Source organism: Amycolatopsis sp. WAC 04197, assembly GCF_003947475.1.
In the GTDB taxonomy this organism is placed as follows: Bacteria; Actinomycetota; Actinomycetes; order Mycobacteriales; family Pseudonocardiaceae; genus Amycolatopsis; species Amycolatopsis japonica.
Genome location: NZ_QHJK01000005.1, coordinates 184,750 through 207,656 on the forward strand (window position 1 = coordinate 184,750; position 22,907 = coordinate 207,656).

At 70.7% G+C, this 22,907-nt stretch carries 21 protein-coding genes and 2 riboswitches; of the genes, 13 read left to right on the forward strand and 8 right to left on the reverse strand.

Going from position 1 to position 22,907, the window contains the following annotated elements; genetic code table 11:
• Position 1: 1 nt before the first annotated feature.
• Positions 2 to 2,446 (reverse strand): hypothetical protein, encoded by a 2,445-nt coding sequence (locus DMC64_RS21440; RefSeq protein ID WP_125734975.1) that lies wholly within the window; start codon positions 2,444 to 2,446, stop codon positions 2 to 4.
• Between the two features lie 89 nt (positions 2,447 to 2,535).
• Positions 2,536 to 2,602: riboswitch (cobalamin riboswitch) on the reverse strand.
• Between the two features lie 111 nt (positions 2,603 to 2,713).
• A riboswitch (cobalamin riboswitch) is annotated at positions 2,714 to 2,845 on the forward strand.
• A gap of 31 nt (positions 2,846 to 2,876) precedes the next feature.
• Here DMC64_RS21440 and DMC64_RS21445 point away from each other — a divergent pair.
• Positions 2,877 to 3,884, forward strand: a complete 1,008-nt coding sequence (locus tag DMC64_RS21445) for a prenyltransferase/squalene oxidase repeat-containing protein (protein WP_233629753.1) — start codon at positions 2,877 to 2,879, stop codon at positions 3,882 to 3,884.
• Positions 3,885 to 4,233: 349 nt separating this feature from the next.
• On the opposite strand, the gene DMC64_RS21450 is transcribed toward DMC64_RS21445, so the two are convergent.
• Complete coding sequence (locus DMC64_RS21450; RefSeq protein ID WP_125734976.1) at positions 4,234 to 6,600, reverse strand: LuxR family transcriptional regulator; 2,367 nt, start codon at positions 6,598 to 6,600, stop codon at positions 4,234 to 4,236.
• 48 nt (positions 6,601 to 6,648) lie between these two features.
• Positions 6,649 to 7,245: a QsdR family transcriptional regulator gene (locus tag DMC64_RS21455; protein WP_038511150.1), complete on the reverse strand. Its 597-nt coding sequence runs from the start codon at positions 7,243 to 7,245 to the stop codon at positions 6,649 to 6,651.
• Between the two features lie 140 nt (positions 7,246 to 7,385).
• Here DMC64_RS21455 and DMC64_RS21460 point away from each other — a divergent pair, with 140 nt between their 5' ends.
• Genes DMC64_RS21460 through DMC64_RS21485 form a run of 6 tightly spaced genes read left to right on the forward strand, consistent with a single transcriptional unit; the run spans position 7,386 to position 12,961 of the window.
• Complete coding sequence (locus DMC64_RS21460) at positions 7,386 to 8,243, forward strand: serine aminopeptidase domain-containing protein (protein ID WP_037345357.1); 858 nt, start codon at positions 7,386 to 7,388, stop codon at positions 8,241 to 8,243.
• Between the two features lie 59 nt (positions 8,244 to 8,302).
• Positions 8,303 to 9,073 carry an ABC transporter ATP-binding protein gene (locus DMC64_RS21465; protein ID WP_370324457.1) on the forward strand — a complete coding sequence of 257 codons (771 nt, stop codon included), beginning with the start codon at positions 8,303 to 8,305 and terminating at the stop codon, positions 9,071 to 9,073.
• On the forward strand, positions 9,060 to 9,764 hold the full coding sequence (locus DMC64_RS21470) for an ABC transporter ATP-binding protein (protein ID WP_125734977.1): 705 nt from the start codon (positions 9,060 to 9,062) through the stop codon (positions 9,762 to 9,764). Before DMC64_RS21465 ends, DMC64_RS21470 begins: the two co-directional genes overlap by 14 nt.
• Before the next feature lie 11 nt (positions 9,765 to 9,775).
• Entirely contained in the window at positions 9,776 to 10,654 is an 879-nt protein-coding gene (locus DMC64_RS21475; RefSeq protein WP_125734978.1) for a branched-chain amino acid ABC transporter permease, read from the forward strand.
• A gap of 1 nt (position 10,655) precedes the next feature.
• The gene (locus DMC64_RS21480) at positions 10,656 to 11,657 is read left to right on the forward strand and encodes a branched-chain amino acid ABC transporter permease (protein WP_125734979.1); all 1,002 of its coding nucleotides are present in this window, start codon (positions 10,656 to 10,658) and stop codon (positions 11,655 to 11,657) included.
• On the forward strand, positions 11,654 to 12,961 hold the full coding sequence (locus DMC64_RS21485; protein ID WP_125734980.1) for an ABC transporter substrate-binding protein: 1,308 nt from the start codon (positions 11,654 to 11,656) through the stop codon (positions 12,959 to 12,961). Before DMC64_RS21480 ends, DMC64_RS21485 begins: the two co-directional genes overlap by 4 nt.
• Position 12,962: 1 nt before the next feature.
• Here DMC64_RS21485 and fahA read toward each other — a convergent pair whose 3' ends face one another.
• The 3 genes from fahA to DMC64_RS21500 all read right to left on the reverse strand — a co-directional run bounded on the left by fahA (position 12,963) and on the right by DMC64_RS21500 (position 15,591).
• Positions 12,963 to 14,138: a fumarylacetoacetase gene (gene fahA / locus DMC64_RS21490; RefSeq protein ID WP_125734981.1), complete on the reverse strand. Its 1,176-nt coding sequence runs from the start codon at positions 14,136 to 14,138 to the stop codon at positions 12,963 to 12,965.
• Entirely contained in the window at positions 14,135 to 14,977 is an 843-nt protein-coding gene (locus tag DMC64_RS21495; protein ID WP_125734982.1) for a hypothetical protein, read from the reverse strand. Before DMC64_RS21495 ends, fahA begins: the two co-directional genes overlap by 4 nt.
• Before the next feature lie 80 nt (positions 14,978 to 15,057).
• Entirely contained in the window at positions 15,058 to 15,591 is a 534-nt protein-coding gene (locus DMC64_RS21500; protein ID WP_063271091.1) for a MarR family winged helix-turn-helix transcriptional regulator, read from the reverse strand.
• A 242-nt stretch (positions 15,592 to 15,833) separates the two neighbouring features.
• Here DMC64_RS21500 and DMC64_RS21505 point away from each other — a divergent pair, with 242 nt between their 5' ends.
• Genes DMC64_RS21505 through DMC64_RS21515 form a run of 3 tightly spaced genes read left to right on the forward strand, consistent with a single transcriptional unit; the run spans position 15,834 to position 18,426 of the window.
• Positions 15,834 to 16,451, forward strand: coding sequence for a DUF1989 domain-containing protein (locus DMC64_RS21505; RefSeq protein ID WP_125734983.1), 618 nt, complete (start codon positions 15,834 to 15,836; stop codon positions 16,449 to 16,451).
• Entirely contained in the window at positions 16,448 to 17,560 is a 1,113-nt protein-coding gene (locus DMC64_RS21510; RefSeq protein WP_125734984.1) for a tRNA-dihydrouridine synthase, read from the forward strand. The genes DMC64_RS21505 and DMC64_RS21510 overlap by 4 nt, the downstream gene beginning before the upstream one ends.
• Positions 17,557 to 18,426 (forward strand): polysaccharide deacetylase, encoded by an 870-nt coding sequence (locus tag DMC64_RS21515; RefSeq protein ID WP_125734985.1) that lies wholly within the window; start codon positions 17,557 to 17,559, stop codon positions 18,424 to 18,426. Before DMC64_RS21510 ends, DMC64_RS21515 begins: the two co-directional genes overlap by 4 nt.
• Here DMC64_RS21515 and DMC64_RS21520 read toward each other — a convergent pair.
• Positions 18,414 to 19,973: a helix-turn-helix domain-containing protein gene (locus DMC64_RS21520; RefSeq protein ID WP_125734986.1), complete on the reverse strand. Its 1,560-nt coding sequence runs from the start codon at positions 19,971 to 19,973 to the stop codon at positions 18,414 to 18,416. The genes DMC64_RS21515 and DMC64_RS21520 overlap by 13 nt on opposite strands.
• Before the next feature lie 117 nt (positions 19,974 to 20,090).
• Here DMC64_RS21520 and DMC64_RS21525 point away from each other — a divergent pair, with 117 nt between their 5' ends.
• Genes DMC64_RS21525 through DMC64_RS21535 form a run of 3 tightly spaced genes read left to right on the forward strand, consistent with a single transcriptional unit; the run spans position 20,091 to position 22,566 of the window.
• Positions 20,091 to 21,296: a serine/threonine-protein kinase gene (locus tag DMC64_RS21525; protein ID WP_125734987.1), complete on the forward strand. Its 1,206-nt coding sequence runs from the start codon at positions 20,091 to 20,093 to the stop codon at positions 21,294 to 21,296.
• A 56-nt stretch (positions 21,297 to 21,352) separates the two neighbouring features.
• Entirely contained in the window at positions 21,353 to 21,979 is a 627-nt protein-coding gene (locus DMC64_RS21530) for a ClpP family protease (RefSeq protein ID WP_073848930.1), read from the forward strand.
• Positions 21,976 to 22,566 (forward strand): ClpP family protease, encoded by a 591-nt coding sequence (locus DMC64_RS21535; RefSeq protein WP_016335566.1) that lies wholly within the window; start codon positions 21,976 to 21,978, stop codon positions 22,564 to 22,566. The genes DMC64_RS21530 and DMC64_RS21535 overlap by 4 nt, the downstream gene beginning before the upstream one ends.
• Here DMC64_RS21535 and DMC64_RS21540 read toward each other — a convergent pair.
• Entirely contained in the window at positions 22,563 to 22,895 is a 333-nt protein-coding gene (locus tag DMC64_RS21540; RefSeq protein ID WP_037345333.1) for a helix-turn-helix domain-containing protein, read from the reverse strand. The genes DMC64_RS21535 and DMC64_RS21540 overlap by 4 nt on opposite strands.
• Positions 22,896 to 22,907: the final 12 nt, after the last annotated feature.

Below are 22,907 nucleotides of genomic sequence, written 5' to 3' on the forward strand. Positions count from 1 at the left end.
GTTACCCCCTTTTCTTGGTGAAACGACGAAGTACGAAGACGAGCGCGATCGCGGCGGAGAGGAACAGCACGGCCAGCCCCGCGATCCCCCAGATCACCCAGGCCGGCTGGTCGTCGGATTGGGCGGCGGCCAGCGCCGGCGTATCGGTGCCGGCGGTCAGCGGCAGCCGGATCGCGGGTGACAGCGGCGAATCCGCGGCGGTGAGCCAGGACCGGCCCGCAACCCCTTGGGCGGCGGTCGAACTGGTCGGGAAATCGGTCTCTCCCCCGGCTCCCTTGGCGAACCCGCCGTCGGCCTGGACCAGTTTGCCCAGCGAACGCGCGGTTCCGCTCGCGTCGAGCCCGGCGGTCTGCCGCGCGGCGGCGACGGTGGCGCTGAGCGCGATGTCCACCTCGCCGCCTTCTCCGGTCACCAGGCCCTCGCCGGTGGGCCGGACGCCGAGCGCGTCCACGGCGGAGACGAACGCCGACACGCGCCGCTCGGTCCAGCCGTCCGGGCGTTTGGTCGGCGGCGCGGCGTCCGTGTGCGGCCGGGCGACCAGCGCGGTGACCGCGGCGGCCGTCGCGGCGAGGTCGCCGGAACCGCATTCCGCGGTGTCGAGGTGCTTCGGGAAGGTGCCGTCCGCGCATTGGCGGGAAAGGAGCAGTTCGACCGCGGGGCCGGGGTCGGCGGCGGTGGCGAGCACCGCCCAAACGTGCCGCTCGACCGTCCGATCGGCGTCGGCGAACGATCCGGTGTCGGTGAACTCCCCGTCGGCACCACGCAGTTTCACCAGATCGGCGCGCAAAGGCCCGGCGACGTCCGACTTCGCGAATTCGGCGACAAGCACGAGTTTCGCGAGCGGTTCGGCGTACGACGCCTCGCCCTGTTCGTACGGCGCTCCGTGGGCATAGGCCTGCACGGCTTCCGGCTTCAACAAGAACTGCGAAGCGCGGGCGACCGCGTCCGGTTGCTGGTCCAACGCCCGCAAGGCCAGCACCACGTCGGCGGTGGCGTCGTAGTCGACGTAGGTCTTGCCGTCCTCGGTGACCTCGACGTGGTCGCCGCCGACGAGCCGGTTCGTCAGGTAGGCCCCGAGGCGGACGGCCGCGGGCGCGGTGGCCGGGGCGGGCGTCGCCGCCACCGTCGACACCCGGGCGCCGGTGGACGCCCTGGGTGTGACGAACTTCTTGGGTTTCGGCGGTGTGCTCTTCGGTTTGTGCGGCTGCGTCACAGGAGCCGGGGTTTCCGGGACGCCGGTGGCCGGCGGCAGGACTTCGCCCTTCGCGAGCGAGTGGAAACCGATTTGCGACAACCCGAGCGAAGCCTGGGCACTCGCGCGGATCCAGGTGTCGACGCCGCTGATGCCGGAGGAACGCGCGGCCTCGTAGGAAGCCGGATCGTAGGCGATCGCGCCGAGTTCGCCCGCGAGCTTGTTCCCGGCGTCGGCCGCGGCGGTCACCTGCGCGGATTTGAGGTACCGCACGCCTTTGTCCACCGCCGCGTCCGCGCCGCCGGCGTCGACGAGCGCTTGGACGATCAGGCCGGTGCTGTTGGTGTTCGGCGCTTCGGTGCCGACGCCGCCACCCCAGCCGCCGCCGGGTGTCTGGTTCGCCTTGAGCCAGGAGACGGTTTTGGCGATCGGGGCGTCGAGACCGGCCGCGCCCGCCTTCTTCGCGGCCAGCATCGCCGAGAGGGCGAGCCCGGTGGCGTCACCGTCGGTCGGGGAAAGACCGAGCGGTTTTCCCTCGTCGCAGGTCGAGACCTTGCGGCCGTCCGGGGTGACGTGGTCGCCGGTCTCCTTGGTCGGGATGTAGGAGAAGAGGACGCGGAAGTAGCCCTCGGAACACTGCTGGGTCAGCAGCCTGTCGATGGCGATCCGGTCGTTCTCTCCCGCCACGGCGAGCCCGATCACGCCGAGCGCCTGGCCGAACATGTTCGCGTTGTTGCTCACCGCGTCGGCGAGAGCGGGATCCTTGGCGTAATCGCTGACCCGGCCCTTGTCGGGGCCCTTGCGCATGATGGCCGCATGGGTTTCGGCGACCAGGTCGTAGCCGTCGAACGCCCGGGGATTCCTGCCGGACACCTGGGCGGCGACCAGCGTCTTCGCCACGGCGCCGCCGACGATGATCTTGTCGTAGCCCGCGCCGGGAGCGAGCCCGTCCCAGGTGAAGTAGTCGGTGGCGTGGCCCTGGTCGTCGAGGAACTTCACGATCGGCTCGGCCCGCGCGCCCTCGCCCGCGGCGTACATCGCGAAGAGCACGTCGAGCATCAGGCCGTGGTCGGGCAGTGAGCCGCCGCTGGGGTTGTCGAGTGTGCCGTCCGGCTTCAGCTTCGTCGCGAGCCAGCGGGCATTCGCCTTCGCGGCACCGGGATCGTTCGCCGCCGTCGCCGTCCCGCTGAGCGGTGCGGCGATCATGGCGACGATGACGGCGAACGCCGACGCGGCCAGGTACCCGCGGCGCATGACTCCTCCTTGCGGCATGGCGGAGGACAAGGCGGGACGCCGCAGTCACCCCTGTTTATCGCGACAGTGGTTCGTTCGTCCGCCCGTTCGGTATCCCGGCTCGCCCTGCGAAGGGCCCACGGTTGCGCGACAGCGCCGGATTTCGACCGGCTTCCCCGTCACGGGCGGCGGTGTTCTGTTGTCGAGCCAGCCGAGGTTAACACCCGTTCACCTCAGGCAGGTACCGCTGACCAGGTCGGTTGCCAGGATCACATCGGCACCCGGCGGTATCCCGCACCCGACCGGGGTGAGAGTCTTCTCGCGCGGTCGTGGGGGAAGTCCGGTGAGAGTCCGGCGCTGTCCCGCAACGGTATGCCTTCCAGGCGAGCCCGGTCACCCACGTCGCGCGATGTCACCGACTCCTGTCGTGGAAATGCGGGAAAGGGTTCTCATGAGACGTTTGGTTTTCGCTGTCGCCCTGCTGTGCGGCATCGGGCTGGTCACCGCCCCGGCGGCGGCCGCGGCCACCCGGAACAAGGCCGACGCCGCCGCGGGCTGGCTCGCCAGGCAGATGACCGACGGCGAACGGTTCGAGGCCGACTTCGGCGGCCAGAAGTTCCCCGATCAGGGCCTGACGATCGACGCGATCTTCGCGTTCGCCGCGGCCGGGGTGTCGGACACGAACGCGGGCAAGGCGATCGCCTGGCTCGCGAAACCGGAGGTCACCACCGGCTACGTCGGGAGCGGCACCGAGGCCTACGCGGGCGCGCACGCCAAACTGATGCTGGCCGCGCAGATCCGGGGCAAGGACCCGGCGTCGTTCGGCGGCGTCGACCTGAAGGCGGGCTTGCTCTCGCTGCTCACGCCGTCCGGCCGGTTCTCCGACCGATCCGAGTACGGCGACTACTCCAACGCTCTCTCGCAGTCGCTCGCCCTCCTGGCGCTGGACCGCACCCCTGGCGGCGCCCCGGCGTCGGCCGTGACTTTCCTCGCGGGCACCCAGTGCGCGGACGGCGGTTTCCCGCAGAACTTCGGCGAAGCGACGTGCACGAGCGACGTCGACGCGACCGCGACGGTCGTCCAGGCCTTGCGTGCCACCGGTGACCCGGTGAACGCCCGCGAGGGCATCTCGTGGCTGGTCACGAAGCAGCACGCGAACGGCGGCTTCGGCTTCGGCACGAACGCGCCCAACGCCAACAGCACCGGCCTCGCCGCGGAAGCGCTGGCCGGTCAGCGTCCCGCCGCCGCGGTCAGGGCGCGGGAATTCCTGCGGTCGTTGCAGACCGGCTGCGCCGGCGCCGAGGCCGATCGCGGCGCGATCGCCTACGACGCCACCGGTCTGAACGCGACGACCGCCCCGCGCGCGACCGCGCAGGCGATCCTCGGTCTGGCCAGGGTTCCGCTGAGCGACCTGCACGGCGGTGGCCGTCCGCAGGCACCTGTCCTCGCCTGCCCGTGACGTGAGCTCGTCAGTGGGGTGCGCCTCCCTCAGACTGTCCAAAAGGACGCTCGCTGAGATTAGAGTGTCCGCTTTGGGCACTTTGCGCAGTTTTGCCCGGGGGGTCGTGAGTGGCGATGGTCGTTCTAACCCTCTTTACCACTCACGACTCCCCGCGAAACCGTACTTACCGACACAAAGCAGGCGCATGCTGTCCGGGAAGTGACCACTGTGGACACCAGGGTGCGGCGTGAGCGGAAGCGTGACTCGCGTGATCAGGGACGTATTTCGCGTGATTGAAGGCGAAACTCACGTGTTACGCCTCCAATCACGCGAGTCGCGCCTCTGATCACGCGAGTCACGGGCGGCGTCACTCGCCGGCGGCGACGCGGCGCGCGAGCTCCACGCGGGACCGCACCCCCAGTGCCGTGAAGATGTTCCGCAGGTGGTGGTCCACCGTCCGGTGGCTGATCACCAGCCGCCGCGCGATCTCCTTGTTCGTCTCCCCCGCCGCCACCAGCCGGGTGATGGCGTCCTGTTGCGGCGTGAGGCCGGCGAGCGACCGGTGCGGAGCGTCGACGGTCTCGCCCGCCGCCCGCAACCCGGCTCGGGCACGTTCGGCGAAGCGGGTCGCGCCGACGTTTTCGAAGCCGCGCAAGGCATCGCGGAACTGGTCGCGGGCGTCACGGGTCCGGCGATGCCGCCGCAGCAAGGTGGCGTACGCGAACCTGGTCCTGGCGAGTTCCACCGCGCCGCCCGCCCGCCGGTGCGCCTCGATGGCCGACTGGAAATGTCGTTCCGCCACACCGGGATCCGACGCCATCAGCGCGTGACAGCGGTGGCTCAACGCGAGCCAGCAGGGTTCCGCTCCGGCCAGCGTCCAGCGATCGAACACCTCCAGCGCGGCACGGGCGCGTTCGGGACGTCCGGCGCAGACGGCCGCCTCGACGAGTTGCGGTGTGGCCAGCACGCGGATCACCGGCTGGTCGCCGGAGACGCCCGAAGCGAGATCTTCGAGCCTGCTCAGCGCGTCGTCGGGCCGGTCCTCGGCCAGGTCCAAGCAGGCGTACGCCCACGCGGCGACGGCGGCGGGCCTGCCGAGGCCACGTTCGGCGATGCCCTCGGCCGCCTCGTCCAGTTCCGGCGCCCGGTCGCCGAGGAGCGCGGCGGCCAGCCCCAGCAGCGTCAGATGCTCCATCCGCAGGTTGTGGGGCGCGCGCAGGCCGTCGCGGGACGCAGCCCGCGCACACGGGATCCGGTCGAGCGCGATGGCCGAAAGCGCGAGGTAGACCAGTGCCCACGGCAGTTCTGCGTGGCGTTTGCCGAGCCGCGCGCGGCTCACCGCGGCCGCCGCGTACTCGTGCGCCTGTTCGGCATGCCCGCGGGCGAAGGCCGCTTCGGCGGCCCAGACGGCTCCAGCGACGTCGGTGTCGGCCATCCCCTTGGCGACGGCTTCCTCCAGCGGGACGACGGCGGCGTCGTGCCGTCCGGCGTAAACCGACGCCAAACCCCGGAAATGTGCGAACGCCAGCCCTTCTCCGGCCGGGACCGTCCGCGCCAAAGCCCGGTAGCCACCCAGGTCGCCGCCGAGTCTCCGCGCCTCGCCCGCCAGCAGCAGCGCGGCGGTCGGATCGGGCAGCAGCCGCGCCGCCGTGCCGAGTTCATGGGTGGCGACGGCGGGATCGCCGTCGCGCAGCTCGATCTCCCCGTGCAGCAACGCGACCGCGCCCGGTTCGGCCTCGACCCTGGACAGCAGCAGACGCGCCCACCCCGGTCTGCCCGCCTGCCACGCCGCGTCCGCCGCCGCCAGCAGCCGGGCCGCTCGCACACCCGGATCGGCGGTCAGCGCGGCGGCGCGTTCGAGATGCCGTGCCGCCGCCGCGTGATCCATCGCGGGTGCCGCGGCGAGCGCGTCCGCGAGTGGCTCGGACGGCGTGGCCGTCGCCATCGCGCGATGCCAGAGCGCGTCCGGCCCCTCCTCGACCGAGGCCAGCCGCGCGTGCGCCGCCCGCCGGTCGGCCGGTGACGCCGCCGCGTACCAAGTCGCCTTCCGCGCGGAAAAGTCCATACAGGTGCCGAGAAAACGCAGCCGCTCGTCGCGCGGCATCGCCTCGAGCTCGGCCGTGTACCGAGGCAGGCGCCCCCGCAGGATCGGCGAAACCGGCTCCCGTCCGGCCGCCTGCGCGGACGTCAGCGACGCCGCCAGCGCGACCAGATCGGCGGGATTCCCGTCGCCCAGTTCGACCAGCTGCGGGCGTACCCCGGCCGGAACGCCACGGTCGCGCAGCACCTGATCGGCGGCGGATTCACTCAACGGTGGCAGCTCGACGGAGTCGAACTCGTCCGACCCGGATCGCGAAGCGAGCACCATTCCGACCGGTGCCCCCGCCAAGCGCCGGGCGGCGAAACCCAGTGCCGCCAAGGACTCCTGGTCGATCCAGTGCGCGTCGTCGACCCAGCAGATCGTCGGAGCCGAGACGGCGCCGAGCCGGTCCCGCGCTTCCGCGCCGCTGGAGACCGACGCGCCGAACATCCGCTGCAGGGCGCCGTACGGCAGCGTGCTTTCCGCCCGCAGACCCCGCACCCCGACGAGCCGGACGCCGAGGGTGGCGCGCAGCTCGGCGAGCAGGGCCGACTTGCCCAGCCCCTCCGTGCCGCGGATCAGCACGGCGCGCCCGGCGGCCGAGCGCAGCCCGCCGAAGAGGTCGTCCCTGCCCCGCAACGGGTACACAGGCATCCGTGCCTCCTCGAGATCCCTCTCGATGAAACACCAGACGCAAGTGTTTCACAAGGTCTTGCTCGGCACCCGTCCCTCCACCAGCGCTCCGAGCAGCGTCGATGCCGCGTCGAGATCGGGCGTCCGGGAGGCGAGGACGTCCGAATACAGGAACGCCTCCCCCAGCCGCACGATGGCGTAGCAGAGGCTGTCCAGCCCGACGCTGGGCTCGAAGCCGCCCGCGTCGACGTCGCGGCGCAGGAGCTCGACGTGCGCGGCGATCACCCTCGGCTGGACGCGGCCGTCCGGGTCGGTGAGCAGCCTGATCGCCAGCACCGGCTCGTCGTCGAGGAAGCGGCGGAACCCGGCGCTCGCCGCCAGCACCGACCGGTACTCCCGCATGATCGCGAGACAGCGCAGTTCGCCGGCCGCGTTGCGCACCACGTCGCCCTCTTCGCGCTCCCAGGTGCGCGCGGCGGCCGTCAGGGTGCGCTCGGACAGGTAGTAGAGGGCATCACCGAGCAGGTCTTCCCGGTTTCCGACGCGACGGAACAGGGTGCTGCGCGAGATGCCCAGATCCTGGGCGAAGGCGGAGGTGTCGACGCGGACGCCGCGATCGATCCACCGGGCCGCCGCGCGGACTATGTCCTCGGCTGAGGGATTCACGATCGCCGATCGTACGGGCGCCCGGCCCGGCGGGGGCGACCGCGGACCAAGACCGGCGATTTCACCGATGCAGGCGCCTCCGTCCGTTTGTCAGAGTCCATCACCACGGACTGTGTTCAACGGCGAACGGAGACGGCACCATGCGTAGTACGACCCGGATCCTTTGTGGACTGGCCACCGTCGCGGCACTCACTGTCGCCCCCACGGCCTACGCCGCCGAGAACCCCTACGAACGAGGACCGGACCCGACGGAAAGCAGCATCGAAGCCTCCCGCGGCTCCTTTGCGGTGTCGCAGACTTCCGTGTCGAGCCTGGCCGTCACCGGCTTCGGCGGCGGAACGATCTACTACCCCACCAGCACCGCGCAGGGCACGTTCGGCGCGGTCGCCATCTCGCCGGGATTCACCGCGACGCAGTCGAGTATCGCGTGGATCGGCCCGCGGCTGGCGTCGCAAGGATTCGTCGTGTTCACGATCGACACCAACACCATCTACGACCAGCCCGACAGCCGCGGCGACCAACTGCTGGCCGCGCTCGACTACCTGACCCAGCGCAGCACCGTCCGCTCGCGCATCGACACCTCCCGGCTCGCCGTGGCCGGGCATTCGATGGGCGGCGGCGGTTCGCTCGAAGCCGCACAGGACCGGCCGTCGCTGCAGGCGGCGGTGCCGCTCGCGCCGTGGAACACGCAGAAGTCGTGGTCCTCGCTGAAGGTGCCGACGTTCATCATCGGCGGTGAATCCGACACGGTCGCGCCGGTGGCCTCGCACTCGATCCCGTTCTACACCAGCATTCCCGCGTCGGCGGAGAAGGCGTACATGGAGCTGGACAACGCCAGCCACTTCTTCCCGAACACGGCGAACACGACCATGGCCAAGTACACGATCTCGTGGCTGAAGCGGTTCGTGGACAACGACACCCGCTACGAGCAGTTCCTCTGCCCCGCCCCGGACGACCGCGCGATCAGCGACTACCGGGACACGTGTCCGCACGCCTGAGTGTCCTCGGCCCCGGCGCACCCGCGCCGGGGCCCCCTTCCGCCGTTGGGAGTTCTTGCGTGACCCTGTCGACCTTCGAGATGTCCGGCGTATCGGTGACCTTCGGTGGTCTCGTCGCGTTGTCGGACGTCTCCCTGACCGTCGCGCCGGGCCGGGTGCTCGGGGTGATCGGCCCGAACGGGGCCGGCAAGACCACGCTGTTCAACGTCGCCTGCGGTTTCGTCCGCCCGGACACCGGCACGCTGTCCTGGCGCGGCACGGAATTGCGGCGGCTGCGCCCGCATCACCTCGCCGGCCTCGGCATCGCACGCGGCCTGCAGGAACTCGGCCTGTTCGACCGGATGACCGTGCTGGAGAACGTCCTCGTGGGCGCGGGCAGGCACGCGAAATCCGGCTTCTGGTCTTCGTTGCTGGGGCTGACGAAGGACGAGAAGGCCCTGACCGAGCGGGCGATGAAGCAACTGGAGGACTTCGGCATCGCCGACGTCGCCCAGCGCTACCCCACCAGTCTTCCTTACCCGGTAAGGAAAAGGGTCGCTTTGGCACGAGCGCTGGTGAGCGAACCCGACCTGCTGTTGCTCGACGAACCGGCGGGCGGCCTGTCGTCGGCGGAGATCGACGAGATCGGCGCGCTGGTCCGCGGCCTGACCGAGCGCATGTCGGTGATGCTCGTCGAGCACCATATGGATCTGGTGATGGGGGTCTGCGACGAGATCGTGGTGCTGGACTTCGGCAGGGTCATCGCCCGCGGCACCCCGGACGAGATCCGCGCCGATCCGGCGGTCCAGGCGGCCTACCTCGGCGAGGAGGTGGCCGGTGCTGACCGTTGAGCGACTCTCGGCGAGCTACGGCCCGGTGCGCGCACTCGATTCCGTGAGCCTTTCGGCCGCCGAAGGCGAGATCACCGCGGTGCTCGGTGCGAACGGGGCGGGCAAGACCACGTTGCTGCGCACGATCTCCGGCCTCGTCCGCCCCTCGGACGGCCACCTTTCCCTCGACGGCAGGGATCTGAGCCGAGTGTCCACAGAGGATCTTCCCGCGCTGGGTCTCGCGCATGTTCCCGAAGGCCGCGGCGTACTGGCCGAACTGACCGTCGAGGAGAACCTGCGGCTCGGCGCGCTCGGTGCCCGCGGCCGGGTGAAGACGGCCGATCTGCGCCGGATCTACGACCTCTTCCCCGTACTCGCCGAGCGCAAGAACGGTCTCGCGCACGTCCTTTCCGGCGGAGAGCGGCAAATGCTGGTCATCGGCCGCGCACTGCTCTCCCGGCCGAAGGTGCTGCTGCTCGACGAACCATCCTTGGGGCTCGCGCCCAGGATCGTGGCGCGGATCTTCGGGCTGCTGCGCGATCTCGTCCACGAAGAAGGACTGGCCGTCGTACTGGTCGAGCAGAACGCGCGCAGCGCGCTGTCCATCGCCGATCACGGCGTCGTGCTCAACCTCGGGCGGGTCGTCGTCCGGCGGGACGCGGCCGCGCTCGTCGCGGACGACGCGCTCCGGCACGCCTACCTCGGATTCTGAAAGGGAGCTTCGTGCAGCAACTGCTCACCACCGCGCTCACCGGCCTGACGCTGGGCGTGGTCTACGCCGCGTTCGCGCTGGCGCTCGTGCTGATCTGGCGGGCGACGCGGATCGTGAACTTCGCGCAGGCGCCGATGGCGATGATCACCACGTATGTCGCGCTCGTCCTGATCGACGCGGGCTGGTCGTACTGGGCGGGTTTCGCCGTCGCCCTGCTCTCAGGCCTGGTGCTCGGCGCGCTCGTGGAACGGTTCGTGATCCGGTTCGTTTCGGGGAAACCCGAGATCAACGCCGTCATCCTGACACTCGGGCTGTTCATCGTGCTGCACGCGCTGGCGGCGCTGGTGTTCGGCTCGCGGTACCGGTCGTTCCCGGCGCCGTTCGGGCTCACCGGTTTCCAGGTCGGCGGCACGACGATCGCGCTGACCGGGTTCGGCGTGTTCACCATCGCCGCCGTCGGCGTGGTGCTGATCGGGCTCGTGGTGCTCTTCCGCGGTACCGATCTGGGCCTGCGGATGCGGGCCGCGGCCTTCGACCGGGAGGGGGCCCGCCTGCTCGGCGTGCGGGTCGGGCGGATGCTCACCCTCGGCTGGGCGCTGGCCGCGCTCGCCGGTTCGCTGTCGGGTCTGCTGATCGCCGGCGGCGGCCTCGTCCATCCGTCCTATATGGACGGTGTGGTGGTGTACGGCTTCGTCGCCGCGGTGCTCGGCGGGTTGGACAGCCCGGTCGGCGCGGTCGTCGGCGGCGTCGTCCTCGGCCTGTCGCTGAGTCTGGTGAGCGGCTACGTCGGCGCGGAGCTGGTGCCTCTCGCCGCGCTGGCGCTGCTCATGGTGGTGCTGCTCCTGAAACCCGGCGGCCTGTTCACGAGCGTCCGCGAACGGAGGGTCTGACGTGCTGCGACGTCATCTCCTGAGCGCGCTCGCCGCGTTGGTCGTCGTCGTGCTCGTGCTGGAGAACTCCGGGCCGTACCTCACCGCGCAGTTCACCACGATGGCGTATCTCGCGATCGCGGCGGGCGGTCTGACCGTCCTTACCGGACTCAACGGGCAGCTCTCGTTGGGACACGGCGCGCTGATGGCCGTCGGCGCCTACTCGACGGCGCTCCTGCTGCAATCGGATGCCTTGCCGCTACTGGTGATCTTGCTCCTGGCGATGGTGATCACCCTCGCGGTCGGGGCGCTCGTGGGTGTCGCCGCCGCCAGGCTGCACGGGCCGTATCTCGCCGGGGCGACGCTCGCGCTCGCCGTCGCCGTCCCCGGGATCCCGTTGTTCTTCGGCGAAGCGCTCGGCGGCGAGCAGGGGTTGCCGGTACGGATGCCGGAAATCCCCGGCTGGCTGGCGGACGCCGCGTACTTCGTCACCGGCCAGGACCTCACGTCGATCCGTTACCTCGCTTACCTTTCGTGGTTCGCGGTGATCGCCGTGTTCGTCCTGCTGGCGAACCTCTCGCGCGGTCGCGTCGGACGCGACTGGCGGGCGGTCCGCGACGAGGACGTGGCCGCCGAGCTGGCCGGGATCGACCTCGGCCGCGCCCGGGTGCGGGCGTTCGTGGTCAGTGCGGGATGCGCGGGCCTGGCGGGGGCGCTGATGGCGTTGTCCGCAAGGTTGGCCGCGCCGAGCGGTTTCGCGCTGACACTGTCGCTGCTGCTGGTGTCCGCGGTGGTGCTCGGCGGTCTCGGAAGCCTCACCGGAGCGCTCGCCGGCGCCGCGCTGCTGACCTTCCTGCCGCCGCTGGTGACCGGCGCGGGAACGGATCTCGGCCTGTCGGACGTGCAGGCCGCGCATCTGGCGCCGTTGCTCTACGGCCTGGTCACCGTCCTGATCGTGCTGCTCGCACCGGCGGGCCTCGCCGGCGGGCTGCGGAAACTCATCCACTGGAGGCGAAGTTCATGAAACGCTGGACCAAGGCCGTGGCCGTCTTCCTGGCCGTGACGGTCACCGCCGCCTGCGGCGCGGGCGGCAGACCCGAGGGCGACCAGAAGGGTTCGACGGTCGGCGTCACCGACACGACCATCAAGATCGGGGCGCATTTCCCGCTGACGGGCGTCGCCGCGCCGGGCTACAGCGAGATCCCCGGCGGACATCAGGCGTACTACGACTACGTGAACGCGAACGGCGGCGTCCACGGCCGCAAGATCGAGTTCGTGGTGAAGGACGACGGCTACAACCCGACCACGACCAGCGCCGTCACCAACGAACTGGTGCTCAAGGAAGAGATCTTCGCGATGGTCGGCGGCCTCGGCACGCCGACGCACAGCGCCGTCGTCGACTTCCTGAACAACTCGAAGGTGCCGGACCTGTTCGTGTCGTCGGGTTCGCTGCGCTGGGGCGACGACCCGAAGAAGGCGCCGTTCACCTTCGGCTGGCAGCCGGACTACGAGATCGAGGGCAAGATCATCGGCGACTGGGTGCGCAAGAACCTGCCGAACGCCAAGATCGGCCTGTTCCTCCAGGACGACGACTTCGGCCGCGACGGCGAAAAGGGCGCGCGGCGCTACCTCGGCGAGCAGATCGTGGAAGTCGCGAAGTACTCGCCGGGCAACACCGACATCGCGCCGCAGATCGCGAAACTCAAAGCCGCGGGCGTGGATCTGGTGCTGGGCTTCACCGTTCCGTCGTACACCGCGCTTTCGCAGCTGGCCTCGCTGAAGATCGGGTTCAAGCCGAAGTGGTTCTACAGCAACGTCGGCTCCGATCCCGCGCTCGTCGGCTCCCTGCTCGCGCGGTTCTCCGAGGGCAAGGTGACCAACGGCGCGTCACTCATCGACGGCGTGCTCACCACCGAATACCTGCCCGGCGTCGACGCACCGGACAACGCGTGGACGAAGCTGTGGCAGAACGTCTGGAAGGCGAACGGCAAGGGCGGCGACCTGACGAACTACCGCATCTACGGGATGGCGCAGGCGTACACGTTCGTCCAGGCGTTGCGGGCGGCCGGAAAGGACCTGACGCGGGAACGGATCGTCGAAGTCCTCCAGCAGTCCGGGAAGACCTTCGCGGGACCGGGCCTGGCGCCGTTCCGCTACACCGGCGACAACCACCTGGGCATTTCCGGGATGTCCGTGGTCGAACTCAAGGGAGGCGTCGGCAAGGATCTGACCCCGGTGCTGGTGACCGACCTCGGCGACGCCCCCATCGAGGCGAACGACTCGGCGGCGAACGACGCTCCGCCGCCGAACGGGATCGCCGGTGGCTGAGTCACCGTGCGGGCAGCACGCGTCCCCGCACCTCGCCGAACCCGATCCGCGAGCCGTTCGCGCCGGGCGCGGTGCCGGTGATCACGACCTCGTCGCCGTCCTGCAGGAAGGTGCGCTCCTCCCCCTTGACCGTGAGCGGTTCCTTGCCGCCCCAGGACAATTCGAGGAACGCGCCGCGCTGGCGCTTCTCCGGTCCGGAGATCGTCCCGGAGCCGTACAGGTCACCCGTGCGCGACGAGGCGCCGTTGACCGTCAGGTGCGCGAGCATCTGCGCGGGTGACCAGTACATCTCGCGGAACGGCGGGCGGCTGACCTCCTCGCCGTTCCATTCGATGACGAGGTCGATGTCGAGCCCCCACGGCTCGCTCTCCCGCAGGTACGGCAGCGGTTCCGGATCGGTCTGCCCCGGCAGCGGGATCCGCGCGGCTTCCAGCGCCAGGATCGGCACCACCCACGGGGAGATCGAGGTCGCGAAGCTCTTGCCGAGGTGCGGGCCCAGCGGGACGTACTCCCACGCCTGGATGTCGCGGGCCGACCAGTCGTTGAGCAGGACCGCGCCGAAGACGTGGCGGGGGAAGTCGTCCGGCGTGATCGGGGTGTTCAGCGGCGTCCCGGTGCCGACGACGAACCCCATCTCCGCCTCGATGTCGAGCCGCGCGCTCGGCCCGAACACCGGCGCCGTGTCGGCCGGGGCCTTGCGCTGACCGTTCGGGCGCACGATGTCCGTACCGGAGACCAGGACCGTGCCGGAGCGGCCGTGGTAACCGACCGGGAGGTGCTTCCAGTTGGGCAGCAACGGTTCCGCGTCGGGGCGGAACAGCCTGCCGACGTTCGAGGCGTGGTGTTCGGAGGCGTAGAAGTCGACGTAATCGGCGACCTCGATCGGCAGATGCAGTGTCACCCGTCCGATCGCGTGGACCGCGCCGTCGGGGAGTTCGCCGGAGACCAGGTCGCGGATCCGCTCGCGGACCGCCACCCAGCGGTCGTATCCCTGCGCCATGAACGGGTTCAGCGTCGGCGCGGCGAGCACGTCGTCGCCGAGCGCCGCGGCCAGATCGACGACGGAATCGCCGACGCGCACGCCGACGCGCGGGGAATCACCGTCGACGGAGAACACGCCGTACGGCAGGTTGTCGATCCCGAACAGGGAGCCTGCGGGGATGTCGATCGTGGTCATGCCTCTCCTCGGGGCGCCTCGAGCAGGCCGAGTCCGGCCAGTTCGGTCAGGGGGTCGGTGATGCTGCAGGTGCCGAACGACGTGAAGCCCGCGCGGAGGGCGGCGACGCGATCCGCGTCCAGTGCGCGGAGCCGCTCGGCGATGACGGCACCGTCTCGTTCGGCGAGAACGGCTTCGGCGTCGCCGTCGGTGAGGACGGCGTCGGTGGCGAGCATCAGGTTGAGGAAACCGTGCTGTTCGAAGCCGGTCTCCGGATCGGTGTTGCGGAGGGCGTGGTGCAGCCCCGCGGTGGCTTTGAACGGCACCCCCGCCGCGACCGCCGCGCGGACGGCGGCGGCGAGTTCGGCTTCGTCGGGGTACAGGTCGGCGCGGACGCCGCCGGTGCGGAACTTCGCTTGGTGACCGGTGCCGGAAAGGGCTGTCAGCAGCGGGACGCGCCGCTCGTCACGCGGGATCTCGACGAAGACCGGCGCGGTGGCCCGGGAAAGCGCGGCGAGCACCTCGTCCGGGCCCATCCCGTCCGGGACGGCGATCTCGAGCGCTTCGAGCTTCACCGGGAGCTTGGCGACGGCCTCGTTCACTCCGTCGAGCTGCGCGGGTCCGCCGGGCAGGGTGACCGAGACCGGCAGCGGGGTCTCCCGGCCGTCCAGCACCTCGGCGAGGTCGCCGAGCGCGGTCGCGGCGATGACCAAGGGCCCGACGAGGCCGGCGTACCAGGCATCGAGGTGCTCGTCGTGTGCGGCGACGGCGTCCGGTAGTGGGGCCAGGCCCGGCGGGAACACCGCGGCGTCGTCGCACAGCCCGGCGAAGAGCGCGGGAATCCGTCCGCCGTCCACCATGGTCTCCTCCTCGCCGATTTAGTTCACACTTTTACTATCCATCGGGCAGCGTAGTCCGGTCTTCCTGGCGACGGGAAGGCCTACTTGCGGCTCCGGGTGCCGAACTCGGCGCGGCTGGTGATCAGCTTGCCCAGCAGCATCACGAGGATGCGCTGTTCGGTCTCGGTCAACGCGTTCGTCCAGCCGAATTCGCGTTCGTTGTGCTCGCGGAAGACCGAGACCATCTCCTCTTGCCCCGCCTCGGTGAGCGACAACCGCACCGAACGTCCGTCTCGCTCGTCCGGGGCCCGGTCAAGCATCCCCTCGGCGACCAGCGTCTTGACCAGATTCGACACCGCGGCCCGGCTCATCCCGGTCAGCCGGGCGGCGCTGGTCGGTTCGAGCGGTCCGGCGAGCCAGACCACGAACAGCAGCCGGAACGCCGACCAGGACCGTCCGCGCGGCCGGTGCACCGCGGCTTCGAGATCGTAAGTCACCAGGTCGGAGGCGCGATTGAGGGTCAGCAGCACCTCGGTCGCCAGCTGGTGACGGAAGCCGTACTCCTGCGCGAGCCGCCGGTTCGCCAGCGCCACGAACGACCAGAAGTCCAGTCCGGCCGCGTCCACGTCTTCCATCGGCGAACACTAACCCGGCTTCGCGAAAGTGGTCAAAGTCGAAACTACTTTCGGCAGCGCGTCTGCGATCTCATTGGGGGCCGGTCCGTGAAGGCCTCCTTCCCTACCTTCAGGGTAGGGAAGGAGGCCTTCACTACCTCCAGGGTTCGACGAGTAACACTTGGATGTTTGTCTATCTGGAGTGCTTGATCATGGAGGTTTCTCCATGGCGAGCGGACGGGCCATCCCTGTTTGCTGGGGGCATGAGCAGAACGGAAGTGCCACCAGGCACCGCCAAGGCAGTCCGCGTAGCGGCCGGAGACCTGATCCGCGTGATCGACGTCGACGGCGGACAGGTCGGGGACGTGTTCGCCTTCCGCGACGGCGGCGAGGCCGAACTGGCCGAGCACCACAGCGCGGCGCACACCCGCGCCGGGGTCAACAGGCTGTTCCCCGCCGTCGGCGAGGCCTTCCTGACCGACCTGCGCCGCCCGATCCTGACGTTGGTCGAAGACACCTCCCCCGGCGAACACGACATGCTCATCCCGGCGTGTGACCCGGCCCGGTACACCGCGCTGGGCGCGCCAGGTCATCGGTCCTGCGCGGCGAATCTGCAAGAGGCGCTGGCAGCGGAGGGCCTGAGCTTCACCGGCCCGACCCCGCAGCCGATCAACGTCTTCATGCGCGTCCCGGTCGGTGAGGACGGACGCCTGAACTGGCTCACCGCGAACTCGCGCCCCGGCGACGCGGTGACCCTGCGGGCCGAGATGGACTGCGTCGTCGTGGTCTCCGCCTGCCCGCAAGACCTCGTCCGGATCAGTGAAGCCGGACTTTCCCCGCTCGCCATCGAAACCGTCCACAATGGAGGAATCCGGTCATGACGACCACCGTCGAACACCCCGCGCTCACCCCGGCCACCCTCGGCGGTCTCGCGCTGCGCAACCGCTACGCCGTCGCCCCGATGTCCCGCGTCTCCGCGCGGCCCGACGGCACCCCGACCGGCGAAATGGCCGACTACTACGCCGAATTCGCCCGCGGCGGCTTCGGGCTGGTGTTCAGCGAAGGCACCTACCCCGACAGCGCGGCCAGCCAGGGATACCTCAACCAGCCCGGCCTCGCGCGGGACGAACACGTCGCGGGCTGGCGGGTGGTCACCGCCGGGGTCCGCGCGGCGGGCGGCCGGATGATCGCGCAGCTCATGCACGCCGGGGCCATCGCGCAGGGCCACCCGAACACCGTCGGTCCGTCGGCCGTCCAGCCGCGCGGGGAGAAGATGCGCGCGTACGGCGGTTCCGGGCCGTGGCCGGTGCCCCGCGAGCTGACCACCGCCGAGATCGACGACGTCATCGACGGCTTCGCGGCCGCGGCCGTGCGTGCCCGCCAGGCCGGCTTCGACGGCGTCGAGGTGCACGCGGCCAACGGATACCTGCTCGACCAGTTCCTCACCGACTACACCAATCAGCGCACCGACTCCTACGGCGGCCCGGTCGCGAACCGGATCCGGCTGACCGCGCAGGTCGTGACCGCCGTCGCCGGGGCCGTGCCGGAGCTGGTGACCGGCGTGCGGTTGTCGCAGACCAAGGTCAACGACTTCACCTATCGCTGGCCTGGCGGCCGCGCCGACGCCGAGGTGATCTTCGCCGCGGTCGCCGAGGCGGGCGCGCAGTACCTCCACATCGCCAGCGAGGGCCGGAACTGGCTGGAGACGGCGAAGCTGGCCGACGGCGGCACGATCACCGCGCTCGCCCGGCAGGTCACTGGGCTGCCGGTGATCGCCAACGGCGGGATGCACGACCTCACGCAGGCCCACGAGGTCCTCACCGGCGGGCACGCGGACCTGCTGTCGATCGGGCACGGCGCGCTGGCCAACCCCGATCTGCCCGCCCGTGTCGCGGCGGCGGAACCGCTGGCCGAGTTCGACCGGGCGATGGTCTCCCCGACGGTCACGGTGGCGAACGCGCGCCGTTGGCGGGAGAGTCGGCAGGCGTGACGGAAGCAAGCTGGCACGGCGGCGCGGCCGCGGTCGCGACCCTGACCTTCGACGTCGACGCGGAATCCCCGATCCTTGCCCGAGGACGGGGTTACGCGGACCACCTGTCGACCATGTCCCATCAGGCGTACGGGCCCAGGGTCGGGGTGCCGCGCGTCCTCGACCTGCTCGACGAACTGGCCGTGCCCGCGACGTTCTTCGTGCCGGGCTGGGTCGCCGAACAGCGGCCCGGCCTCGCCGCCGCGATCGTGGAACGGGGACACGAGGTGGCCCACCATTCCTACAGCCACCGGCCGCCGACCGCGATGACCGCGGCCGAGCAGCGCGCCGATTTCGAACGGGGCATGGCGGTGTTCGCCGCACAGGGCATCGAGATCAGCGGTCATCGCGCGGCGGGCTGGGAGTCCACTTGGGACACTCCGGCGCTGGTGGCCGAACACGGGCTGAGCTACGACTCGTCGCTGATGGCCGACGACCGGCCGTATCTGATCGAGACCGGGGCCGGCCGGATCGCCGAGCTGCCGGTGCACTGGTCGCTCGACGATTGGGAGCAGTACGCGTTCCTTCCCGCGCCGCAGATCGGCTCGGTGATCACCTCACCGACGCAGGTGCTGGAGATGTGGCGCGCCGAGCTGGACGCGATGCGCCGTTATCGGTGCCTGTTCAACCTGTGCCTGCACCCGTTCCTTTCGGGCAGGCCGGGTCGGCTGGAGGCCGTGCGCTCGCTCATCGAGTTCGGACTCGGGCTCGGTGACGTCCGGTTCGCCCGCTGCCGCGACGTGGCGGCCGCGGCGCTGGCCGACCCCACCTTGCCCGTGGAACCGTTACGGCGCCTCGAAGTCGACCCAGCCATTTATCCGGACTGAGCCGCTTCGAGCGCCAGGAACAGGTCGACCCGGTCCGCGGTCCGCCCGACGTCGCGGCCGGTCAGCTCGGTGACCTTGGCCAGCCGGTTGCGCAAGGTGTTGACGTGCACGAACAACGCCGCGGCGGTGGCCGCCCACTGGCCGTCGTGGTCGAGGAACGCCCGCAGGGTCGTCTCCAGTTCACCGTCGCGGACGCGGTCGTGCTCACGCAACGGTCCGAGCAGGGCGTCGGCGAAGGTGTGCCGCCACTGCTCGTCGTGCGACTCCAGCAGCAGCCGGTAGCTGCCCAGCTCGGCGAAACTCGCCGCGATCGGCCCGCCGCGCCTGCCCCGGAGCACGCGGCAGGCTTCGCGGCTGCGCGACAACGGCATCCGCAGTTCGGCCGCGTCCGGTGCGGGGTCGGCGAGCCCGACGACCACGCGCCCACCGGAAAGCCGGTGCGACACCGCCGCCGCCAGCCGCGGCGCGAAGGCCGCGGGCGACTGCCTTCCCGAACGGAACGGCAGTACCGCGACGACGTCCTGGCTGCCCGCCGCCACGACCGCGGGCAGCCCGTCCGCCAGGAGGAAGTCCGTCACGGCCTCGGCCATCCCCGGCGGGGTCGCGGCTCCATCCCCCGCGAACGCCAGCGCGATCACCGCCAGCGGCCCGTCCGGATCGACCCCGAAAGCCCGCAGCCTGCCGGGCACTTCCGCGGCACGCTGCGCGCCGGAGAGCACCATGTCCAGCAGTTCGACGGCGAACCGCATCTCGATCGCCTGCACCGCCTGGTGCCTGGCCACCTCCAGGCTGAGGTAGCGGGCGGTCTGCTCCAGCGCGTCCCGCTCCCCGCGCGTCAGCTCCGCCGCGGGACGCAGGCACAGCAGCGCCGCGTCGGCGTCCCCGATGGCGCCGACGGGGAACAACGCCGCCCGCGTGCCCGCGCCGAGATCCGCCTCCAGCGGCGGCGGATGCCCGGCCAGTGCCTCGGCCGCGGCGCGCGTCTGCCCGGCGTCCAGTTCGGCGCCGGCGGAGGCCAGTTCCCGGCCCATCCGGTCCACGACCGCCAGCGGGAGTTCGTGCTCACGGCGGAGGACCGCGAGCACCCCGGACGCGCCCGCTCCCCTCGACAGCGCCGACGTCAGCTCGTCGCCTCGGCGCACCAACGACATCAGCGCGTTCTGCCGGTCAGTGGCCTGGATCGCCGCGGCCGCGCGGGTGACCGCCGTGAACGGCACCGCCACCGAGATCTCCAGCAACGGCAACCCGGCTTCCCGGCAGGCGTCGGCGAGCGCGGCAGGGGTCTCGCGTTGTTCCACGCGCAGGCCGAAGATGATCCCCGCCGCTCCGGCGCCGACCACCCTCGCGACGAAATCCGCCGGATCGACCCGGTCCAGCCACAGGCCGTTGGTCAGCACGACCTCGTGCTCGCGCACGTACGGTCCCGGGTCCGGGAGCTCGGTGTTGTGCACCCACAGCACCTGCCCGGCCAGCGCCCCGTCGCGGCCGGGGACGACCACCCGCAGTTCCAGGGCCGGGTCCTCGACCAGCGCCGCCAAGGTCAGCATGACTGTGAATATATCCAGCCGCACCGGTCCTTTATGGATGAACGGCCATTTCATCGTTTTGTCATGAGCCCTGGTTAGCGTGCCTCGGAGACCCTTCACGATTCGAGGAGCCCCACTGTGACGGCAGTTTCCAGCACGATCGCCGAGCGCTACATCCTGCTCGAGAAGCTGGGTGGCGACGGGACGGCCGTGCTGTGGCGCGGCGAGGACGGGCCGGACGGGCCGCGGGTCACGATCAAGGAGCTGCCGCTTCCCACGCACGAGCCCGCTCGTGTGGAGCGACTGAAGGAGGAAGCCCTCGTCACGGTGGATCACCCGTCGGTGGTGCCCGTCCGCGATGTCGTGGTGGCGGACGGAAGCGCGTTCATCGTGATGGATCCGGTGGAGGGGCGGATCCTGGAGGACCTCGCGTCCGCGGGCCCGCTGCCGCCGCGGTTCGTGGCCGACATCGGCGGCAAGGTGCTCGGCGCGCTCGCCGCCGCGCATACGGCGGGCGTCGTGCACGGGGACGTGCGGCCCGCGAACATCCTGGTGGGTCCCGACGGCACTGTGAAGCTGACCGGCTTCGGAATCGCCAAGGCACTGGATCCGGCGGGCACACCGGCCTTCCTCGCCCCCGAAACGATCGCCGGGCACGACGGCACACCGCATTCCGACCTCTGGTCGCTCGGCGTGACACTGCTCAGCGCGAGCGAAGGCGGGAACTTCTTCCAGCGGGCCAACGTCGCGGCCACGCTGTACGCCGTCGTCAACGAACAGCCCGCCATCGACCGGACGCCCCGCCCGCTCGCGGACGTGCTGCGCGGGCTGCTGGCGAAAGCGCCGCACGCGCGCATGCTGCCGGACCACGCGTTCCCATTGCTGGCCCAGGCCGCGAGCGGGATCGAAACGCCGGTGCCGATCCCGCCGACGCGTCCCGGCCTGACACCGCCGTCGGTCTTCGCGGTGCTGGCCGGGGTGGCGAGCATGCTCTTCGGTTTCTTCGTGCTGGCGGACGCGATGCTGGTCCACCACGCGTACCTGTTGGACGGGCATTGGGTGCCACTGCTGCTCTGCCAGGTCACCTTCGTCTTGTCGGGTGTGTTTTCGGTGGCCGGCGGCGGGCTCCTGCTCGCCAACGTCCGGCGTGGGCAGGTCATGATCACCATCGGCGGCGGTCTGGCGCTTCTCAGCCTGCTTCTGCTGAAGGCGCTGGGTGAGGCGGAGTACCTGGGCCTTGCCCTGCAACCGGGGCTCACCCTCGACCTCGTCGTCATCGTCTTCGCCATGCTCCTGACCGTCACCGTGTGGTTCGTCCCGGCGAAACGCCCTGCTGTGGGCTGATCCGCTCACAGCAGAGAAACCGGCGGCCGGCCGGGCGACGGCGGCATGGTCGGGGCATGAGCGACAACGAGAAGCAGCCACTCTTCGACCAACGGCAACGGGAACGGTTCTTCAGCCAGCGTGTGCTGGTCCTCGACGGCCCGCTCGACGACGACAACGGGACGGTCCTCACCACCCAGCTGCTGTCACTGGCGAGCGAGGATCCGCGCAAGGACATCGCGTTGTGGATCCACTCGCCGGGCGGATCGGTCCCGTCGATGCTGGCGATCCGGGACGTGATGCGGCTCGTGCCGTGCGACGTCGCGACTCTCGCGCTGGGGCTGGCGTGCAGTGCCGGGCAGTTCCTGCTCTCGGCGGGCACCCCGGGCAAACGGTTCGCCCTGCCGCACGCGCGGATCCTGATGCACCAGGGTTCGGCGGGTATCGGCGGCTCGGCCGTCGAGGTCGAGGTGCAGGCGGACGATCTGCGCTACACGCGGGACACCGTGCTCGGGCTCATCGCCGACGACACCGGGCAGCCCATCGACCGGATCTTCGCCGATTCGCTGCACGATCGCTGGTTCACCACCGAGCAGGCCCGCGAATACGGCTTCATCGACCACATCGTCGAAAGCCTCGACCAGGTCGTCCCCGTCCGCACCCACAAACTCGGCCTCGGCACGGAAAGGGGTGCGGGCGCATGAGCACCTACACCATCCCCAACGTCATCTCCCGCAGTCCCGCCGGCGAGCGGATCATGGACGTCTACTCGCATCTGTTGTCGGAGCGGATCATCTACCTCGGGACCGCGATCGACTCCGGGGTGGCGAACGCCCTGATCACGCAGCTGCTGTACCTGGAGGCGGACAACCCCGAGCAGGAGATCAACCTCTACATCAACACCGAGGGCGGCGACCCGTCGGCGATGCTCGCGCTGTACGACACCATGCGCTTCATCAAGGCGCCGGTGGCGACGACCTGTGTCGGCCAGGCCGTCGCGGCGGGCGCGATCCTGCTGGCGGCGGGCGAGGCGGGGCACCGGTTCGTGCTGCCGCACACGCGGGTGGTGCTGCATCAGCCCGCGGCGCAGGGTCGCGGCACGATCCCGGACCTCATCCTGCAGGCCGACGAGGTCGTGCGGGTGCGGACGCAGCTGGAGGAGATCCTTTCCGCCCACACCGGCCGCGCTGTCTCGGATCTGCGTCACGACACCGACCGGGACCGCGTGTTCGACGCGGCGGGCGCCGTCGCCTACGGGCTGGCGGACCGCGTCCTCGACGAACGTGCTTAGGCGGCCATGAGCACGGGCCCTCGCGGACGCCGTCCGACCGCGAGGCCCGTGCTGCCGCCCCGGCTGATCGTGCCCGCGATCCCGAAGAGCAGGTCCGCCAGGTCGAGCCCGAGCGCGCCGGTGACCGCGGCGATCATCTCGCTCGACGGCTCCTTCCGGCCGCGCTCGATCTCGGAGAGGTACTGCGGCGAGATCCCGGCGCGTTCGGCGACGTCGACGAGGCGGCCGCCCTGTTCCTCCCGCGCGGCGCGCAGGCTCCGGCCCAGCACGTCACGCCACAGCGGTTCCGGCTCGGGACGCTTCTGCTGGAAAGGGAGGATGTCCGCCATACGGTCATCGTG

Coding starts and splice junctions, on each gene's coding strand:
- DMC64_RS21440 (WP_125734975.1), bottom strand. CDS start 2,446: ATGCGCCGCGGGTACCTGGCCGCGTCGGCGTTCGCCGTCATCGTCGCC.
- DMC64_RS21445 (WP_233629753.1), top strand. CDS start 2,877: ATGAGACGTTTGGTTTTCGCTGTCGCCCTGCTGTGCGGCATCGGGCTG.
- DMC64_RS21450 (WP_125734976.1), bottom strand. CDS start 6,600: ATGCCTGTGTACCCGTTGCGGGGCAGGGACGACCTCTTCGGCGGGCTG.
- DMC64_RS21460 (WP_037345357.1), top strand. CDS start 7,386: ATGCGTAGTACGACCCGGATCCTTTGTGGACTGGCCACCGTCGCGGCA.
- DMC64_RS21485 (WP_125734980.1), top strand. CDS start 11,654: ATGAAACGCTGGACCAAGGCCGTGGCCGTCTTCCTGGCCGTGACGGTC.
- fahA (WP_125734981.1), bottom strand. CDS start 14,138: ATGACCACGATCGACATCCCCGCAGGCTCCCTGTTCGGGATCGACAAC.
- DMC64_RS21495 (WP_125734982.1), bottom strand. CDS start 14,977: ATGGTGGACGGCGGACGGATTCCCGCGCTCTTCGCCGGGCTGTGCGAC.
- DMC64_RS21500 (WP_063271091.1), bottom strand. CDS start 15,591: ATGGAAGACGTGGACGCGGCCGGACTGGACTTCTGGTCGTTCGTGGCG.
- DMC64_RS21505 (WP_125734983.1), top strand. CDS start 15,834: ATGAGCAGAACGGAAGTGCCACCAGGCACCGCCAAGGCAGTCCGCGTA.
- DMC64_RS21510 (WP_125734984.1), top strand. CDS start 16,448: ATGACGACCACCGTCGAACACCCCGCGCTCACCCCGGCCACCCTCGGC.
- DMC64_RS21520 (WP_125734986.1), bottom strand. CDS start 19,973: ATGCTGACCTTGGCGGCGCTGGTCGAGGACCCGGCCCTGGAACTGCGG.
- DMC64_RS21530 (WP_073848930.1), top strand. CDS start 21,353: ATGAGCGACAACGAGAAGCAGCCACTCTTCGACCAACGGCAACGGGAA.
- DMC64_RS21535 (WP_016335566.1), top strand. CDS start 21,976: ATGAGCACCTACACCATCCCCAACGTCATCTCCCGCAGTCCCGCCGGC.
- DMC64_RS21540 (WP_037345333.1), bottom strand. CDS start 22,895: ATGGCGGACATCCTCCCTTTCCAGCAGAAGCGTCCCGAGCCGGAACCG.